This window comes from Acidimicrobiia bacterium (assembly GCA_036271555.1).
GTDB lineage: Bacteria > Actinomycetota > Acidimicrobiia > IMCC26256 > PALSA-610 > DATBAK01.
Genome location: DATBAK010000037.1, coordinates 25,846 through 41,957, shown reverse-complemented (window position 1 = coordinate 41,957; position 16,112 = coordinate 25,846). Strand labels below are relative to the sequence as shown.

General features: G+C 71.0%; 19 protein-coding genes. 8 read left to right on the top strand and 11 right to left on the bottom strand.

All coding sequences use genetic code 11. The annotated features are described in order from the left end of the window. Nucleotides 1–28: 28 nt before the first annotated feature. From VH914_10235 to VH914_10225, 3 genes are read left to right on the top strand one after another with little or no spacing between them, the layout of a single operon-like run. The gene (locus VH914_10235) at nucleotides 29–1,528 is read left to right on the top strand and encodes a carboxylesterase/lipase family protein (protein ID HEX4491572.1); all 1,500 of its coding nucleotides are present in this window, start codon (nucleotides 29–31) and stop codon (nucleotides 1,526–1,528) included. Continuing rightward, on the top strand, nucleotides 1,471–2,235 hold the full coding sequence (locus tag VH914_10230) for an ATP-binding cassette domain-containing protein (protein ID HEX4491571.1): 765 nt from the start codon (nucleotides 1,471–1,473) through the stop codon (nucleotides 2,233–2,235). Before VH914_10235 ends, VH914_10230 begins: the two co-directional genes overlap by 58 nt. Further along, the gene (locus VH914_10225; GenBank protein HEX4491570.1) at nucleotides 2,232–2,864 is read left to right on the top strand and encodes a hypothetical protein; all 633 of its coding nucleotides are present in this window, start codon (nucleotides 2,232–2,234) and stop codon (nucleotides 2,862–2,864) included. Before VH914_10230 ends, VH914_10225 begins: the two co-directional genes overlap by 4 nt. On the opposite strand, the gene VH914_10220 is transcribed toward VH914_10225, so the two are convergent. Genes VH914_10220 through VH914_10210 form a run of 3 tightly spaced genes read right to left on the bottom strand, consistent with a single transcriptional unit; the run spans nucleotide 2,861 to nucleotide 6,739 of the window. Then, entirely contained in the window at nucleotides 2,861–4,918 is a 2,058-nt protein-coding gene (locus VH914_10220) for an aldehyde dehydrogenase family protein (GenBank protein ID HEX4491569.1), read from the bottom strand. The genes VH914_10225 and VH914_10220 overlap by 4 nt on opposite strands. A gap of 6 nt (nucleotides 4,919–4,924) precedes the next feature. Next, the gene (locus VH914_10215; GenBank protein HEX4491568.1) at nucleotides 4,925–5,950 is read right to left on the bottom strand and encodes an LLM class F420-dependent oxidoreductase; all 1,026 of its coding nucleotides are present in this window, start codon (nucleotides 5,948–5,950) and stop codon (nucleotides 4,925–4,927) included. A gap of 21 nt (nucleotides 5,951–5,971) precedes the next feature. Beyond that, entirely contained in the window at nucleotides 5,972–6,739 is a 768-nt protein-coding gene (locus VH914_10210; protein HEX4491567.1) for an acyl-ACP thioesterase domain-containing protein, read from the bottom strand. Between the two features lie 49 nt (nucleotides 6,740–6,788). Between VH914_10210 and VH914_10205 the strand changes: the two genes are divergently transcribed. Next, the gene (locus tag VH914_10205) at nucleotides 6,789–7,487 is read left to right on the top strand and encodes a histidine phosphatase family protein (protein HEX4491566.1); all 699 of its coding nucleotides are present in this window, start codon (nucleotides 6,789–6,791) and stop codon (nucleotides 7,485–7,487) included. Here the strand turns inward: VH914_10205 and VH914_10200 are convergent. Together VH914_10200 and VH914_10195 are read right to left on the bottom strand one after the other, a co-directional pair. Further along, the gene (locus VH914_10200) at nucleotides 7,460–8,089 is read right to left on the bottom strand and encodes a poly-gamma-glutamate hydrolase family protein (GenBank protein ID HEX4491565.1); all 630 of its coding nucleotides are present in this window, start codon (nucleotides 8,087–8,089) and stop codon (nucleotides 7,460–7,462) included. The two genes, VH914_10205 and VH914_10200, sit on opposite strands and share 28 nt — an antisense overlap. Before the next feature lie 5 nt (nucleotides 8,090–8,094). Beyond that, on the bottom strand, nucleotides 8,095–8,454 hold the full coding sequence (locus VH914_10195; GenBank protein ID HEX4491564.1) for a VOC family protein: 360 nt from the start codon (nucleotides 8,452–8,454) through the stop codon (nucleotides 8,095–8,097). A gap of 37 nt (nucleotides 8,455–8,491) precedes the next feature. On the opposite strand from VH914_10195, the gene VH914_10190 reads away from it, so the two are divergent. Beyond that, nucleotides 8,492–9,274 (top strand): SDR family oxidoreductase, encoded by a 783-nt coding sequence (locus tag VH914_10190; GenBank protein HEX4491563.1) that lies wholly within the window; start codon nucleotides 8,492–8,494, stop codon nucleotides 9,272–9,274. Nucleotides 9,275–9,292: 18 nt separating this feature from the next. On the opposite strand, the gene VH914_10185 is transcribed toward VH914_10190, so the two are convergent. Beyond that, on the bottom strand, nucleotides 9,293–9,997 hold the full coding sequence (locus VH914_10185) for an alanyl-tRNA editing protein (GenBank protein ID HEX4491562.1): 705 nt from the start codon (nucleotides 9,995–9,997) through the stop codon (nucleotides 9,293–9,295). A gap of 94 nt (nucleotides 9,998–10,091) precedes the next feature. On the opposite strand from VH914_10185, the gene VH914_10180 reads away from it, so the two are divergent. Continuing rightward, the gene (locus tag VH914_10180) at nucleotides 10,092–10,649 is read left to right on the top strand and encodes a hypothetical protein (GenBank protein ID HEX4491561.1); all 558 of its coding nucleotides are present in this window, start codon (nucleotides 10,092–10,094) and stop codon (nucleotides 10,647–10,649) included. Between the two features lie 62 nt (nucleotides 10,650–10,711). Beyond that, entirely contained in the window at nucleotides 10,712–11,335 is a 624-nt protein-coding gene (locus VH914_10175) for a GNAT family N-acetyltransferase (GenBank protein HEX4491560.1), read from the top strand. A gap of 78 nt (nucleotides 11,336–11,413) precedes the next feature. On the opposite strand, the gene VH914_10170 is transcribed toward VH914_10175, so the two are convergent. From VH914_10170 to VH914_10150, 5 genes are all read right to left on the bottom strand, one after another. After that, nucleotides 11,414–12,667, bottom strand: a complete 1,254-nt coding sequence (locus VH914_10170; protein HEX4491559.1) for an acyl-CoA dehydrogenase family protein — start codon at nucleotides 12,665–12,667, stop codon at nucleotides 11,414–11,416. Between the two features lie 19 nt (nucleotides 12,668–12,686). Further along, nucleotides 12,687–13,103 (bottom strand): PPOX class F420-dependent oxidoreductase, encoded by a 417-nt coding sequence (locus VH914_10165; GenBank protein ID HEX4491558.1) that lies wholly within the window; start codon nucleotides 13,101–13,103, stop codon nucleotides 12,687–12,689. Between the two features lie 5 nt (nucleotides 13,104–13,108). Further along, on the bottom strand, nucleotides 13,109–13,459 hold the full coding sequence (gene arsC, locus VH914_10160; GenBank protein ID HEX4491557.1) for an arsenate reductase (glutaredoxin): 351 nt from the start codon (nucleotides 13,457–13,459) through the stop codon (nucleotides 13,109–13,111). A gap of 79 nt (nucleotides 13,460–13,538) precedes the next feature. Further along, a complete protein-coding gene (aat, locus tag VH914_10155) occupies nucleotides 13,539–14,177 on the bottom strand; it encodes a leucyl/phenylalanyl-tRNA--protein transferase (protein HEX4491556.1) in 639 nt (212 codons plus the stop codon). Then, nucleotides 14,178–15,416 carry an acyl-CoA dehydrogenase family protein gene (locus VH914_10150; protein HEX4491555.1) on the bottom strand — a complete coding sequence of 413 codons (1,239 nt, stop codon included), beginning with the start codon at nucleotides 15,414–15,416 and terminating at the stop codon, nucleotides 14,178–14,180. Between the two features lie 251 nt (nucleotides 15,417–15,667). Between VH914_10150 and VH914_10145 the strand changes: the two genes are divergently transcribed. Next, nucleotides 15,668–16,081 carry a hypothetical protein gene (locus VH914_10145; GenBank protein ID HEX4491554.1) on the top strand — a complete coding sequence of 138 codons (414 nt, stop codon included), beginning with the start codon at nucleotides 15,668–15,670 and terminating at the stop codon, nucleotides 16,079–16,081. The last annotated feature ends 31 nt before the right edge of the window (nucleotides 16,082–16,112 follow it).

The following is a 16,112-nucleotide window of genomic DNA, read 5'->3' as shown; positions in this document are numbered from 1 at the left end:
CTCCCGCCACTCACCCAGGGAGACTGCAATGACAGGCGCGATCGTCGACACCCGCAGCGGCAAGGTCCAGGGGCTCGAACGCAACGGGATCCACGTGTTCCGCGGGATCCCGTATGCGGCGCCGCCGGTGGGCGGGCGGCGCTGGAAGCCGCCGCAGCGCGAGGACGCGTGGGACGACGTGCGCGACGCGACGAAGTTCTCCGCGCAGTCGGCGCAGGGCCTCTTCATGCTCGACCAGATGCTCGGCGGCGAGGAACGGGCGAAGAGCGAGGACTCGCTCTATCTGAACGTGTTCACGCCCGGCCTCGACGACGCGCGCCGACCGGTGATGGTATGGATCCACGGTGGCGCGTTCATGTTCGGCGAGGGTGCGACACCGTGGTACGACGGCACGAAGTTCGCGACGCGCGGCGACGTCGTGCTCGTGTCGCTCAACTACCGCCTCGGGTCCTTCGGCTTCCTGCACCTCGCCGACCTCTTCGGCGACGACGTCGCGGGCTCGGGCAACGTCGGCCTGCTCGACCAGGTCGCCGCGCTCGAGTGGGTGCGCGACAACATCGAGGCGTTCGGTGGCGACCCGAACCGCGTGACGATCTTCGGTGAGTCCGCAGGCGCGGGCAGCATCGGAACGCTGCTCGGCATGCCCGCGGCGCGCGGCCTCTTCTCTGCCGCGATCCCGCAGAGCGGCGCGGCGTCGTGGTTCGCGACGCGCGAGCACGCGACCGAGATCGCGAGCGTCATCGTCGAGCAGCTCGGCGTGAAGCCCGGCGACCTCGACGCGCTCTACGCGAAGTCGACCGACGAGATCATCACCGCGCAAGCCGCGGTGGGGCTCGAGACCGACGCGAACGGGTTGCCGTTCCAGCCCGTCGTCGACGGCACCGTGCTCCCCCGCCCCGCGCTCGCGGCGATCCGCGACGGCAGCGCCGCCGGAGTCCGGCTGCTCATCGGGACGAACAAAAATGAGTTCACGCTCTTCAGCGTCCTCGATCCGTCGCTCGCGTCACTCGACGAGGCCGGTATTCGAGCGCGCGTCCGCACGTACTACGGAGAGGACGGTGTCGACGAGTTCCTCGCGACCTACCGCCGCATCCTGCCCGGCTCGACGCTGCAGGACCAGTGGAACGCGATGGCCACCGACGCACTGTTCCGGGTTCCCGCGATCCAACTCGCCGAGGCGCAGCTCCCGCACGCGCCCGTATGGAGCTACTTCTTCACGTGGGAGTCGCCGGCGTTCGGCGGCTTGCTCAAGTCGACGCACGCGCTCGAGATCCCGTTCGTGTTCGACACGCTCGACCAACCCGGGAGCGACCTCTTCACCGGCGACGGTCCCGAGCGCGCGGCGATCGCGTCGCGCATGCACGACGCGTGGATCGCATTCGCGCGCGACGGCGCGCCCGGACACGCTGCCATCCCGGAGTGGCCGCAATACGACACGACGCGCCGCGCGACGATGCGCATCGACGAGACGTGGGAAGCGCTCGACGATCCCGGCGCCGAGACCCGCCGCCTCTGGGACAACCACTGACGACGGGGTCGATCGTCGCGCTCGACGGCGTCGGCGTCCGCTTCGGCGGGCAGCCGGTCCTGCACGACGTCACGCTCGCGATCGAGCCCGGTGAGGTCGTCGGCGTCACCGGCCCCAACGGCGCGGGCAAGACGACACTCCTGCGCGTCGCCGCCAACCTGCTGCGGCCCGCGACCGGCCGACGGCTGGGAACCCCCCGACTCGCGTACGTTCCCGCGGCGGTCGAGCCGCCGTTGCTCACCGTGCAGTCGTGGTTGGACGGAGTGCGGCGCACGCGGCGCGTGCCCTGGAGCGACGTGCTGGAACAGCTCGGATTCGACGGGCGCCTCGACCGAGCGTGCCGTGAGCTCTCGTTCGGAAACCTGCGCAAGCTGCTCCTGGCCGACGCGTTCAGCAGCGAGAGCGACCTCGTCGTCATCGACGAGGCATCCGAAGGTCTCGACAGCACGGGGGCGGCCGCGGTCGTCGCGTTGATGAACGATGCCCGCCGGCGCGCGGCCGCGGTGCTGTTCACCGAGCAGCTGACGCAGACGATCGTCGGTGCCGATCGGATCGTGTCGATCACGCGCGGCGTGCTCCGCATCGAGTCCGCGTCCGACATCGCCGAGGTCACGATCCGGCTGCGCGGCCCGGCGACGCGCGTCGAAGAGGTCACGACGCACGCCGCGGACCTGGGTTTCCGCTACCTCACCGACGATCGCCCGTGATCGCGTTCAACTCGCGGCTCGCGCTGCGGTCGGCGAAGTGGGTCGGCCCCGCGGTCATCGTGTTGCTCTGGACCGCCTTCACCGTCGCGAGCCCCGGCAGCGGATTGAGCAACGCCGGCAACGACTCGTTCATGTTCATCGCCATCGCGTGCTGGCTCACGGTCGGCATCGGCAACATCGACGACCAGGGGCACCGCGAGCTGCTCGCCGCGGCGACCGGATCGCCCGCGCGCCTGCACCGCGCCCGCGCCGTCACCGCCTTCACGTTCGCCAACGAGCTCGCGCTGATTCCGACGATCGCGGGGCTCGCGACCGCGCAGAACCCCGCGCACGCGCCGAACCCCGTCGTGATCGTGATCACCGCCCTGCTCCTGCAGGTCGCGGCGACCGCGGTCGGTGTTGCGATCGGCACGTGCCTGCACCGACCCGTCGTCGACAACACCGGTGTGGCGCTGCTCGTGTCGATCGGCGCGTTCGTCGTGCTCGCGTTGTTGCCGCCGTTGCAACACGTGCTTCGCGACCTGAACGACGACCGCGTCGGCCGCGCGCTGGTCGCGGTGCCGGTCGCGATCGTGGTGGCGCTCGGCGCGGTCGTCGGCGCCGGCGCGCTGGCCGACCGCCGGAACTAGGTAGACGAGGCGCGCGGCGGTCGACTGTGGCGGGCCTTCTCGCGTAGGAAGGCGTGGATCCCCGCGTCGCCGAGCGACACGCCGAGACCCGAGTGGCCGCGCCCCGCCCAGGGCAGGCGCGCGGTGGTGCGGTCGGAGCAGTTCCAGTAGACCGTGCCCGAGTCCATGCCCGCGAGGAAGTGGTCGGCGCGCTCGCGGTCGTCGGTGAAGATCGCGGCGGTGAGGCCGTACTCGGTGTCGGCGGCGAGGCGCGCGGCTTCGCTGTCGGAGGCGACCCGTTGGATGCCGATCACCGGTCCGAAGGATTCCTCGCGCATCACGGTCATCGAGTGGTCGACGTCGACGAGCACCACCGGCGCGAAGAAGTTGCCGGCGCCGTCGACCGAGCCGCCGTCGGCGACGACCCGTGCGCCGCGCGCGACCGCGTCGGCGACCTGCGCCGCGAGCAGCGCGGGTTGTTCCGCGCGCGCGAGCGGCCCGAGCGTCGTCGCAGGATCGGTCGGATCGCCGGGCACGTAGCCACGCGTCTCGGCGACGAAGGCATCGACGAACGCGTCGAAGATCCGCTCGTGCACGTACACGCGCTCGATCGCGCAGCACGACTGACCCGCGTTGTAGAAGACGCCCTCGGCGACCGCGGTCGCCGTGCGCGCGATGTCGACGTCGTCGCAGACGTAGGCGGGGTCCTTGCCGCCCAGCTCGAGTTGCGCCCGCGCGAGACGTTCGGCCGCCGCGGCCGCGACGCGCCGGCCCGTCGCGTACGAGCCGGTGAAGCAGACGACGTCGACGTTGCTCTCGACGACCGCGGCGCCGGTCGGACCCGCTCCGACCGCGGCCTGCATGACGTCGACCGGCACTCCGGACGCGTGCAGCACATCGGTGATGCGCAGGCCGGTGAGCGACGCGAGCTCCGACGGCTTGTAGATCACCGCGTTGCCGGCGAGCAGCGCGGGCACGATCGAGTTGAGTCCGACGAAGTACGGGTAGTTCCACGCGCTCACGTGCGCGACGACGCCGGCCGGGTCGTACGTGATCGACTCTTCGAGCTCCGGAGCCGTCGTCACCGTGCGCGCCGCGGCGATGCGCGGCACGTGCTCGACGAAGAACTCGACGCGCTCGCGCACCGCGCGGATCTCGTTGCGGGCCTGCGTGATCGGCTTGCCCATCTCCGACGTCGTCGTCGCCGCGCAGTCGTCGATCGCGGCCTCGAGGCGATCGACGAAGTCGAGCAGCACGACCGCGCGATCGTCGAACGAGCGCGCCGCCCAGCCCGCTTGCGCGGCGCGCGCCCTCCGCACCTTCGTCGCGACCGTCGCGTCGTCGTCGACCTCGAGCTCGCGGATCAGCGCACCGGTCGCAGGGTTGCGCACCGGGATCGGGCGCGGCGTCGCCGGTGACGGCGTGAACGCGCGCTCCGGACGCGGCTGCGACGAGACGCCGACCGTGGGGGTCGACGGCACACCGACGGTCGGCTCGGGCGCCGGCGCGACACCCGCGACCCCGGCGGCGCCGTCGGCCGCGCCGGCGGTCAGCCGCTCGCCCCAGCGGTTCTCCTTCTGTCCGGGGCGCCGGCCGAGCTCACCGACGAATCCGCGTGTGGGCTCGGCGAGCGCACGCAACGCGGCCTCGACGTCGGCGAGCGTGTCGAACGTCGCGAGCCGGCCGCTCCGCGTCTTCAGCTCACCCGGCGTCTGCGGACCCCTCAGCAGCAACAACGTGACGAGCGCGAGCTCGCGCCGGTTCAGACGCAACGTCTCGTCGAGCACGTGCCGGTGCTTCACGACCCGCTGCCCGGCCGCCTTGATGCGGCGCGCCAGCTGCTTCTCGCGCAGTCCTTCGAGCGCGCGTTCGACCGTCGCCTCGTCGTAGGCAACGACCGGCTCGCGGTTCGTCGACTGGTTGCACGCGGTGACGAGCCCGTTCAGCGACAGCGGGTAGTTCTCGGGCGTCGCGAGCGACTTCTCCGCGAGCGCGCCGACGACGCGCGCCTCTTCCGGTTCGAGCGTGATCCGCTCCGGCTCGGAGCCGCCGCCCGCTTCGTCGTCGTCGCTCACGGCCTGTTACAGAACCAGGTCCGCGACCGTGCGCAGGGTGTTCACGTCGCCGCTGATGAGGAGGGTGCCGACGACCGACTCGCGCCACTTCTCGAGGTCGTCGCGGATCTTCTCCTTCGGACCGATGAGCGCGGTGTCCTCGATGAGCTGCAGCGGCACCTCGCGCGCGGCCTCTTCCTTCTTGCCGTCGAGGTAGAGATCCTGGATGACCTTCGCCTCGCGTTCGTAGCCCATGCGCGCGAACACCTCGTTGTGGAAGTTCACCTCGCGCGCGCCCATACCACCGATGTAGAGCGCCATCACCGGACGGTAGAAGTCGGCCGCGCTCTCGGGGTCGTCGGTGATGATCACCGGCACCGTGCACGCGATCTCGAAGTCGTCCCAGCCGTGGCGCGCGGTCGGGCGCGCGAAGCCTTCGCTCAACGCGTCCTTGTAGAAACCGTCGACGCGCGGCGCGTAGAAGATCGCGAGCCAGCCGTCGGCGATCTCCGCGGTGAGCGCGACGTTCTTCGGACCCTCCGACGCGAGGTAGATCGGGATCTCCTTGCGGAGCGGGTGCGTGATCGACTTCAGCGGCTTGCCGAGCCCCATGCCGCCGCGCAACGGCATCTGGTAGTGCTTGCCCTCGAAGTCGACCGGTTCCTCGCGCGCGACCACGCGCCGCACGATCTCGACGTACTCGCGCGTGCGCGCGAGCGGCTTGCGGTAGTCGTCGCCGTACCAACCCTCGGCGACCTGCGGACCCGACGCGCCGAGTCCGAGGATGAAGCGTCCGCCCGACAGATGGTCGAGCGTGATCGCGGCCATGCCCATCGCCGCGGGTGAGCGCGCCGACATCTGGCATATCGACGTGCCGAGCTTGATGCGCGACGTCGACGCACCCCACCACGCGAGCGGGGTCAGCGCGTCGGAGCCGTACGCCTCGGCGGTCCAGAACGAGTCGTAGCCGAGCTTCTCGGCCTCGACGAGGATGTCGGGGAAGTTCGGCGGCGGCGACGCTCCCCAGTAGCCGATCTGGAATCCGAGCTTCAGGTCCTTGGCCATGCGCGCATCCTAGAAGCGACCCGCCACACGGTCCGAGGGCGCGAGGTCGAGCCGCATCGACGCCCTCACGTCACCCGCGACCGTGAGCCACAGGCGAAGCTCGTTGCCGTCGGTCATCTGCACGAGGTCGACGGGCTCACCGGGGTCGATGCCACCGCGGAACTCGATCGCGACGCGGCGGGGGGCACGACGCGGGTCGAGCATGGCGAGCGCGTCCTCGGCCGCGGCCCAGTACGCGGCGTTGTTCACGTGACCGAGCAGGTCGAAGTCGGTGGTCCGAACCGGCCAGCGGTCGCGCCGCGCACCGTCCGCGGGTGGCGGATGACTCAGGCGCTGGCCGATGCTCCGACCGCCGGCCGCCTCGCCGAACACGGCGTCGAAGTCGGGACCGAGCGGCACCGGACGTCCGCTCGCGACGTCGATGAGCACCCACACCGCGGTCGCGCGCGCGACCGTCGTCGCACCGAGCGCGATGTCGGTGCGGCGCTCGGCCCACGCGCGGCCGACTCCCGAGCACCACGTGGCCAGCGTGAGCTCGTCGCGCAGGTGCGCGGCGCGGTCGTCGTGCAACTCGACGGCGAGCCGCCGCATGACCCAGGCGCGCTCGGGTTGCTGACCCGCGTCGACGGCGTCGTCGCTCGCGACGTCCTGCATGAACCGCGCGATCGCGTCGAGGCGGAGCCGACCCGTACGCGAGAGATCCGCGAGCCGCACGCGCACCGAGCCCGTGAACACGCGACCGCGCGTCGGGCGGGGCACCAGCTCGTCACCGGCCACGACGGCAACGTAGCCTGCCGGCCGCCCGCCCCGAACCCGGAGGAAACGCGTGCCCGCCCCCCGCTCCGCGCAATTCGGAGAGCACGAGCCGACGCCCGAGGGTTTCCGGCAGCACCAGTTCAGCGTGCCGCCGGGCGCGACGACCGTGCTCCTCGTGCGCCACGGCGAGTCCGCACCCGCGCGTCCGGGCGAGCCGTTCGCGCGACGCGACGGGCATGGCGATCCCGAGCTCGACCCGGTCGGCGTCGCGCAGGCGGAGAAGGTCGGCGAGCGACTCGCGCTCGAGCGGGTCGACGCGATCTACGTCACCACGTTGCAGCGGACGCACCAGACCGCGGCGCCGCTCGCGGCGCGGCTCGGGCTCACGCCGATCGAAGAGCCGGAGCTTCGCGAGGTGTTCCTCGGCGAATGGGAAGGCGGCGAGCTGCGCGTGCGCGCCGCGGCGCGCGATCCGATCTTCGAGGAGATCTTCAAGCAGGAGCGGTGGGACGTGATCCCCGGCGCCGAGCCCGCGGAAGCGTTCGACGCGCGCTTGCAGCGCGGTCTGCAGCGCATCGTCGACGCGCATCCCGACGGCCGCGTCGTCGCGGTCGTGCACGGCGGCGTCATCGGCCAGCTGCTGCAGCGGGTCACGGACTCGCGTCCGTTCGCGTTCGCGGGCGCCGACAACGCGTCGATCAGCGAGATCGTCGTCACCGGCGACCGCACGATCCTGCGCCGCTACAACGACACCGGCCACCTGGCCTGATCGGCGAGCGCGACAACGAGCGCTTCGGTGTGCGGGCGCAGCGTGCCCGGCGCCGGCCCTTCCGGATCGCGCTCGTCCCACCAGCGGCCGTAGCCGCGCACGCGCGGCGGCAGCTCGAGCTGCACTCCCCCGCGGCGCGCCCGGTTGACGGGATTGTCGGGATGCACGCCGCGCAGTCCGAGCGGGATGCGCTCGAGCTCGTCGAGAAAGGTGTACTCGGGCAGCGCACCGCGCAGTGCCGCCGCGAGCCGGGCCGCGAGCGCGCGGTCCGCGCCCCCGACGAGCACGGTCGTCCATCGGTCGTCGGAGGGAATGAGCCCGCCGTAGCCGTGCACCGACACGATGACGTCGACGTGGTCGAGGAACGCGGCCAGCGCGTCGGACTGCGCGGGGTCGTAGTCCGCCGACGACACGTGCCAGCGCAGCGTCTCGGGTTGCACGACTGCGTACAACGACGCGCCCGACCGGATGCTCGCCTCGCGCGCGATCTCGAAGGTGCCCCGCTCGAGCCCTCCGTGCAGCGCGAGGAAGCCGACGCGCGAGCCCAGCTCGACGTGCTCGTGCACACCGTCGCACTCGAGGAATTCGCGCAGTAACACCATGCGCGTCAGTCGCGCCGGCGCGAGAGCAGACAGAACTCGTTGCCCTCGGGGTCGGCGAGCACGATCCACGAGACCTCGCCCTGACCGACGTCGACGCGCGTCGCGCCGAGCGCAAGCAAGCGCTCGAGCTCCTCGGCCTGATCGCTGCCCACCGGACTGACGTCGAGGTGCACGCGGTTCTTCACGACCTTGTCGTCGGCGACCTTCGCGATCACGATCGTCGGCCGCGACCCGTCGGGATCGGCGATCTCGACCGCGTCCTCGTCGCGATCGACCTCGTTCCAGCCGAGCACCGCGCACCAGAAGCGCGCGAGTGCGTCGACATCGTGTGCGTCGACGCTGAGCTCGGTGAACCTGGCTCCCACGCGGTCGAGGATAGGACCGTGCCGGTACGCTGCGCGGGTGTCGGTCGTCGTGGTCACCGGTGCGGCGCGCGGCATGGGTCGCGCCTGCGTCGAGCGCGTCCGCGACCTCGCCGAGCACGTCGTCGTCGCCGATCTCGACGCGCCCGCGATCGACGGAACGGTGGGTGTCCCGTGCGACGTCGGGGACCCCGACGCGATCGCGACGCTCGTCGCGCGGGTCCGGGACTTCGGCCCGCTGCGCGCGCTCGTGCACGCGGCCGGTATCTCACCGACGATGGCCGACGCGCGCCGGATCCTCGCGGTCGACCTGGTCGGTACCCAGCTCCTGCTCGACGGCTTCGAGCCGCTCGTGACCCCGGGCACGCGCGCGGTGTGCTTCGCGTCGAGCGCCGCGCACCAGATCGCGGTGCTCGCGCCCGACCCCGAGCTCGCCGCGCTCGTCGAGGAACCGCTCGCCGACGGCTTCCTCGACCGCGCCGCGGAACGGCTCGCCGATCCCGGGATCGCGTACGCGTGGGCGAAGCACGGCGTGATCCGCGCCGTCGCGCGCGCCGCGGTCACCTGGGGCGCGCGCGGCGGACGCGTGAACTCGGTGTCGCCGGGCATGATCGACACCGACATGGGCCGGCAGGAGTTCGACGGCCAGCCGGTGATGAAGCTCATGCTCGAGCACTCGCCCGCGGGTCGGTTCGGGCGGCCCGACGAAGTTGCCGCGGTCGTCGCGTTCCTGCTCTCCGACGCGGCGTCGTTCGTCTCCGGCATCGACATCCTCGTCGACGGCGGCGGCCTCGAAGGTTTCCGGAACGCGATCGCGGGCTGAGCCGCGACACGCGCGCGCTTACGCGTCGTGGATGCGGACGCGCAGGCGCTTGTTGCCCTTGCCCTTGCTCTCCGTCTTCACCACTTCGAAGCGACCGATCTCCGCGGTCGAGTGCACGTGCGTGCCGCCGTCGGCCTGCTTGTCGAGACCGACGATGTCGACGACTCGGATCTCGGTGACCGACTCGGGGATGAGGTTCACCTTCGTGCGGATGAGATCCGCGTCGTCGAGCGCGGTGCCGCGTGGCAGGAACGACACCTCGATCGGCCGGTCCGCCGCGATCTCGGCGTTCACGAGCTCGGTGACGGTCGCGGCGAAGCCCTCCGGCAGCGGGTCGAACTCGAAGTCCATACGCGCTTCGAGCGGTTCCATGTTGCCGCCGGTGACCGCCTTGCCCCACTCGTTCCAGATCACGCCGCACAGCGTGTGCAACGCGGAGTGCGTACGCATGAGCCGGTGGCGGCGGTCCCAATCGAGCACACCGTGCACGTTCGCACCTTCTTCGGGCGCAGCACCGGCGAGCGTGTGCCACACGAGGTCGCCGTCCTTGCGCACGTCGACAATCTCCACATCGTCGAGCAAGCCCCGGTCGTGGGGTTGTCCACCGCCCGTCGCGTAGCACGCGGTGCGGTCGAGCGCGACCGCGTCGTCGCGTCGCGACACGACGCGCGCGTCGAACTCGCGCAGGTACGCATCGCGCAAGAACAACAACTCCGTCGCCATCGCGTGCGACCCTAGTGGTCGGGCGCGCGCCTCGTTTCCCGGCGCGTCCCGCGGGTACCACGCGAAGGTCTCCTCCCCGGCGGAAGGAACTCGAATGCGCGCGTCGACGAAGTGGTGGCTCACGATCGCGTTCGTCGTCCCGATGGTGATCACGGTCGGCGGCACTGCAAGCCGCGCCGCCGCAGCGGGTGGCACGACCTGTTCGAGCAGCAGCGGCACCGCGACCTTCAAGCCGCCACTGCCCGTCTTCCACTCGAAGCAGAAGGTCGAGCCGGCGGTCACGGTGAAGGGCGCGAAGTCCGGCGGTTGCAAGGGTGGCGGCGTCACGAGCGGCACCTTCAGCTCGACGAGCAAGTTCCACGCCGACACCAACTGCGACATCTTCGTCGCGGGCAAGTCGTCACCGCACCCGCCGACCGGCACGCTCACGACGAAGTGGAACACCGGCAAGACGTCGACCACCACGGTGACGTTGAACGCCATGCTCGGGCAGCCGACCAAGCTGCGCGTCAAGGGCAAGGTGACCACCGGAGTGTTCAAGGGCATGAAGCTGAGCGCGACGATCGAGTTCGCGCCGAAGCCGCGCGACTGCGTCAGCGCGCCGCTCGCGTCGGTGGCCTTCCGCCTGGTCGGGAAGCTCCAAATCAGCTGACCGATCGCGTCCGAGCGGTATCGCGCGCCGCACCCATTCGCGCCGCGTGATGTACTGACGCCGTGGCCGCGCTGCCTCCGGATCGGATCGACCTCGGCAACGGCACGCTCGGTCCCGGCGCGGAGCGCACGTTCGCGTTGCGTCGTTTGCGCGTCGGCGACGCGCCGAAGGTCGCGGGTGCGGTCGGCGACAACCTCGACCACCTGCGGCCCTGGATGCCGTGGGCGGGCAAGGATTCGGCGGACACGCGCTTCCAGCGCCGCCGGCTCGCGGAGGCCGACCTGCAATGGGCGCGCGGTGCCGACTTCGGCTACGGGCTCTTCGCGACCGCCGACGACGGCTTCGAACGCCTGCTCGGCGCGTTCGGCCTGACCGCGCGACGCGGACCGCGGACGCTCGAGATCGGCTACTGGCTGTGCGCCGACGTGACCGGCTTCGGGCTCGCGACGCGCGCGGTCGCCGCGCTCACCGACACCGCGCTCGCGGTCGACGGGATCGAGCGCGTGCTCGTCTACTGCGACGAGGCGAACCACGCGAGCGCCGCGATCCCGCGTCGACTCGGCTTCACCATCGACCGCATCGTCGCGGTCCCGCCCGAAGCGGCCGCGGAGACCGGCCGTCAGCTCGAATGGGTCGTGCGCCCCGCCGAATGGCGCGAGCTGCGCAGCGCGGCCGGCCGCGACTGATCGCGCGCACTCCCATCCCGCGTCCCGAGCGGCGAGCGCCCGCGGGCCGGGTATCCCGACCCGCAGCGAGCGCGAGCATCAATGCTGCGTGCCGACCAACAGCTGGCGGAAGGGCGTGGTCTTGTCGGGGCCGGGCTCCTTCGGGAGGCCGAGTACGCGCTCGCCGATGATGTTGCGCTGCACCTGGTCGGTGCCGCCGTAGATCGACGGACCCGGCGAGAACAGCGTCATCTCCTGCACGAGCCCGCCGCCCGCGGTCCCTTCGCCCATGAGCATCCCGTCGGCGCCGATGATCTGGTTCCCGAGCTCACGGTTGAGTCGCAGCAGGTCGCTCATCATCAGCTTCGCAATGTTCGGCGCGCCCGCCGACGCACCACCGCCGCGCATGCGCAGCGCGGAGAATCCGCCGATGCGGTTCAGCGTGTAGAGCCGCGCGAGACCCTGGCGCACGACCGGGTCGTCGTCTCGACCGAGCTCCTTCGCGAGCCCGATGAGTCGGTCGGTCATGCCCGACCCACCGCCGCCGGTGCCGCCGGTACGCACCTGGCCGACGAACTCGCCCGCCTTGCGCTCGAGATGTCCCGCGAGCGGGCCGGGGAACGCGGCGCCCGCGGCGCCGCCGCCACCGCTGCCGAGGCTCGCGCGCTCCGCCGCGAGCGTCGTGTTCGCGACCGCCCAACCGTTGTTGACGCCGCCGAGGTTGTCGGCCGCGGACACGTGCCCGTCGTCGATGAACACCTCGTTGAAGAGCGCGCGCCCCGTCATCTCGCGCAGCGGACGCACCTCGACGCCCTTCTGCGTCATGTCGAATCGGAAGTACGTGATGCCCACGTGCTTCGGCAGGTCCGGGTCGGTGCGCGCGATCAACATGCCGAGGTTGCAGAGCTGCGCGGTCGACGTCCACACCTTCTGACCGTTGATGACGTACTCGTCACCGTCGAGCTCGGCGCGGCACTGCAACGACGCGAGGTCGGAGCCCGCGCCCGGCTCGCTGAAGAGCTGGCACCACGCGTCCTGACCGTTGAGGATGCGCAGCAGCCATGTCTGCTTCTGCTCCTGCGTTCCGTGCCGCGCGATCGTCGGCGCCGCGAGCGCGTAGCCGAGGCCCGACGGTGGGCCGATCGCGCCGCCGTCGCGGATCTCGTCGCTCACGACGTTCGCGAGCGCACGCGAATACCCGCGCCCGAAGGAGTCCTCGGGGAACGTCGGCGCGGCGTAGCCCGACTGCGCCAGCCGCTCCCACCAGTCGCCGACGCTGAGGTCGGGATCCCAGTTCTCGGCGAGCCACGAGCGCACCTCGGCGCGGACGTCCTCGACGGTCGGTTCGCTCACCGGATCCTCCCTCTCGGCGTCATTCGCTGACGCCCCATTCGCCGACGACACGCGTCGGCCGCACGTGAACCAGCAACTCACCCGGCACCGCGTTGCGGCGACCGAACTCCTCGGCGCGATCCTCGCCCATGTACCTGCCGCCGAGCACGGTCGACCACGCGAGCAGCTGCTCGGGATCCTCGGAGATCGTCGCCTCGCCCTCGATCGTCACGAACGAGAACGGCGGCGTCTCGTCGTCGAAGGCCATCGCGACACGCGGATCGCGCCGGAGACTCTTGCCCTTCACCGTTTGGGTGTTGGTCGTGAAGACGATGTCGTCACCGTCGAGCGCGACCCAGATCGGCGCGACGTGCGGCGACCCGTCGGCGCGCACGGTCGCGAGCTTCGCGGTGCGGGGCGTGGCGAAGGCGAAGCGCTTCCAGTCGTCGCCGGTCATCTTCGTCACAGCAGCTCGTTCACGCGTTCGCTCGGACGGGCGATGACCGCGCGGTCACCGCGGAACACGACCGGGCGCTCCATCAGCTCGGGGTGCTCGAGCAGCAGGCCGACGACTTCCTGCTTCGTCGTGTAGCCCTTCGGGTCGAGGCCGAGCTCCTTGAACCGGTTGTCGTGCCGCACGAGCGCGGCGGGCGGATCGGAGATCCCGTCGACGATGCGCTCGAGCGTCTTCTTGTCGGGCGGGGCCTTGAGGTACTCGACGACGTCGGCGTCGATGTGGCGCTCCTTCAGGATGTCGAGCGCGCCGCGCGACTTGCTGCAGCTCGGGTTGTGGAAGATCTGCATGTCGTCCATCGGCCGAGCTTATGGTCGCATCCGCGTGCACTTCACGATCACGCCGCGCCTTGGTGACGACTGCCGCGCCTGCTCCAAGCTAGATCGCAGCTCGGAGCCGACGGAGATACGTGTCCCGCGGCATGTCGACCGCGCCCAACGACACGAGGTGCGGGGTCGTCCACTGCACGTCGAACAGCGTGACGCCGTCGAGCGCGAGGCAGTCGACGAGCGCCCACAACGCGACCTTCGACGCGTCGCGACGCGAGTGGAACATCGACTCCCCCGCGAAGAGCCGTCCGATGCGCACGCCGTAGACGCCGCCCGCCAGCTCACCGTCCTCCCACGCTTCGAGGCTGTGCGCCCATCCGAGGTCGGCGAGATTCGTATAGGCGTCGAGGAACGACTCGTCGATCCAGCCGTGCGGGCGGCGACGATCGGCGCAGCCTTCCATCACGGTGCGGAACGCGGCGTCGATCGTGACGGTGAAGCGCGGACGGGCGCGCTGCAGGCTGCGACTCGCGTGGAAGCCGTCGAGCGGGATCACGCCACGCGGATCGGGCGACCACCACGCGAGCGCGCCGCGGCGGCCGAGTCGCATCGGAAACAGACCGCGGCGGTACGCGGCGATCAGCGTGCCGGGTTCGAGGTCGGCGCCGATGCCCGCGACGCCGTCGGCGTCCGCGCGCGCGGGATCGGGCAGCTCCCACTCGCACGCCGGCGGCTCGACCGGCGTCATCTACGCCAGCAGCGCGCGGGCGATGTGCCCCACCTGGATCTCGTCGGTCCCCGCGTAGATCTGGAGCACCTTCGCATCGCGGCAGAGCTGCTCGACCTCGTACTCGGCCATGTAGCCGTTGCCGCCGAAGAGCTGCACCGCTTCGAGCGCGACGCTCATCGCCGCCTGGGCGGAGTAGAGCTTGAGCGCCGACGCTTCACTCAGGCTCATCGGCTTGCCCGCGGCCGACCGTTCGAGCGTGCGGAACACGAGGTTCTCGACGTTGAGCCGCGCGACCTCCATGTTCGCGAGCTTCAGCTGGATGAGCTGGTAGTTGCCGATCGGCTGACCGAACTGCACGCGCTCCTTCGCGTAGGGCACACACAGCTCGAGGCAGCGCTCGATGATGCCGAGCGCCATCGCGGCCACACCGGTGCGCTCCATCGTGAACGTCGCCTTCGACGCGTCGCGCCCTTCGCGTGCCGGCAGGTCCTCGGTCTCGCCGAGCAGACGGTCGCGACCGCAGCGCACGTCGTCGAGAAAGAGCATGCCGGTCGGCGACGAGTGCAGACCCATCTTGCGCAATGGCTTGCTCTGCTCGAGCCCGGGCATGCCGCGGTCGAGCACGAACTGCAGCACCTTGCGGTCACGCGGGTTGCTCTCGCCGTCGTCGAGCTTGCAGATGAACACGATCGTGTCGGCGTACGGACCGTTCGTGATGAACGTCTTCGATCCGTTCAGCACGTACTCGTCGCCGTCGCGCCGAGCAGTCGACACCATCGAGCCGAACGCGTCGGATCCCGAACCCGGCTCGGTGATCGCCCACGCACCGATCTTGTCCATCGTGAGGATCTCGGGGACCCAGCGCTCCCGTTGCGCGATCGTGCCCCGGCTGTCGATCGCGGCCGCGGTGAGCCCGACGCTCACGCCCATCGCGGTGACCATGCCGGGTGAGCACTTGCAGAGCTCGATGATCGGCACCATCGCCATCGCGGCTCCGAAGCCGCCGCCGCGCCCGCCGCCGTCGCCGTCTCCGTCGCGTTTCGGCGCCTCGGCCTCGCCCTTGGCGATCGCGATCCGGCGCTCGAAGTTGTCGCGCTGCATCGCGCCGATGCCGAACGTCGTGTACAGCTTGCGCAACAGGTCGTAGGGCGGCAGATCGCCGTGCTCGAGCTCCTCGCGGTGCGGGCGGATCTCGCGGTCGACGAAGTCGCGCACCGCGCCCCGCACCATGTCGAGCTCTTCAGGCCATTCGAACACTGTGCCTCCTGGTCGGGTTCGGGAGCTCGCCCTCCTCGACGCCTCAGTCAACACGCCGCACGGGCCGTGAAGCGACCCGTCCGTTCCGGTGCGTCGCCCGCAAACCTCCGACTCGGCGGTGAACGTGCCGACAGAAGCGGCGTCAGAACAGTCACAACGGTCGGCCACGGAATGGCGGCGACCGGGGCCGAGACCTCAGACGGGCGGGGTGTCCGGCCGATGAAAACCCTGTGAGCGGCGGAAGGAGCCCCGTGGCCGCGCGAGAGTCCGTCACCGTGTCCCGGCGGCTGCCGCTGGCGCCCGACGCACTGCGGGTGGCGTTGCTGTTCCTCGCCGTCGACACGATCAGCGGTTCGCGGCGCTGGACCCTCGGGCCGCTGGGCGCGCTCGAGATCGACACCGAGTTTCGAACCGACGGCGCTCAGAGCGGCGGCGTGGAGCACCGGTCGACCACCCACGGCCATCTCTCGGCACCCGACGGCTACACCGTTCCCGCCACGATCGTCTTGACGACCGGCGACGACGGCGCGGCCCGCTTGTCGCTGCGCGCCGACGCACGCTCGGCCCGCCACCGCGAACCGCTCACGATCGCGGCGCGCGCCGGGCTCACCGAGCTCGTCGAAGAGCTCCGCTTCTTCGGCACCCGCCAGGGCGCGCTGAACTGACCCGGGCCTAGGCTGCGCTCCGAGCCAGGAG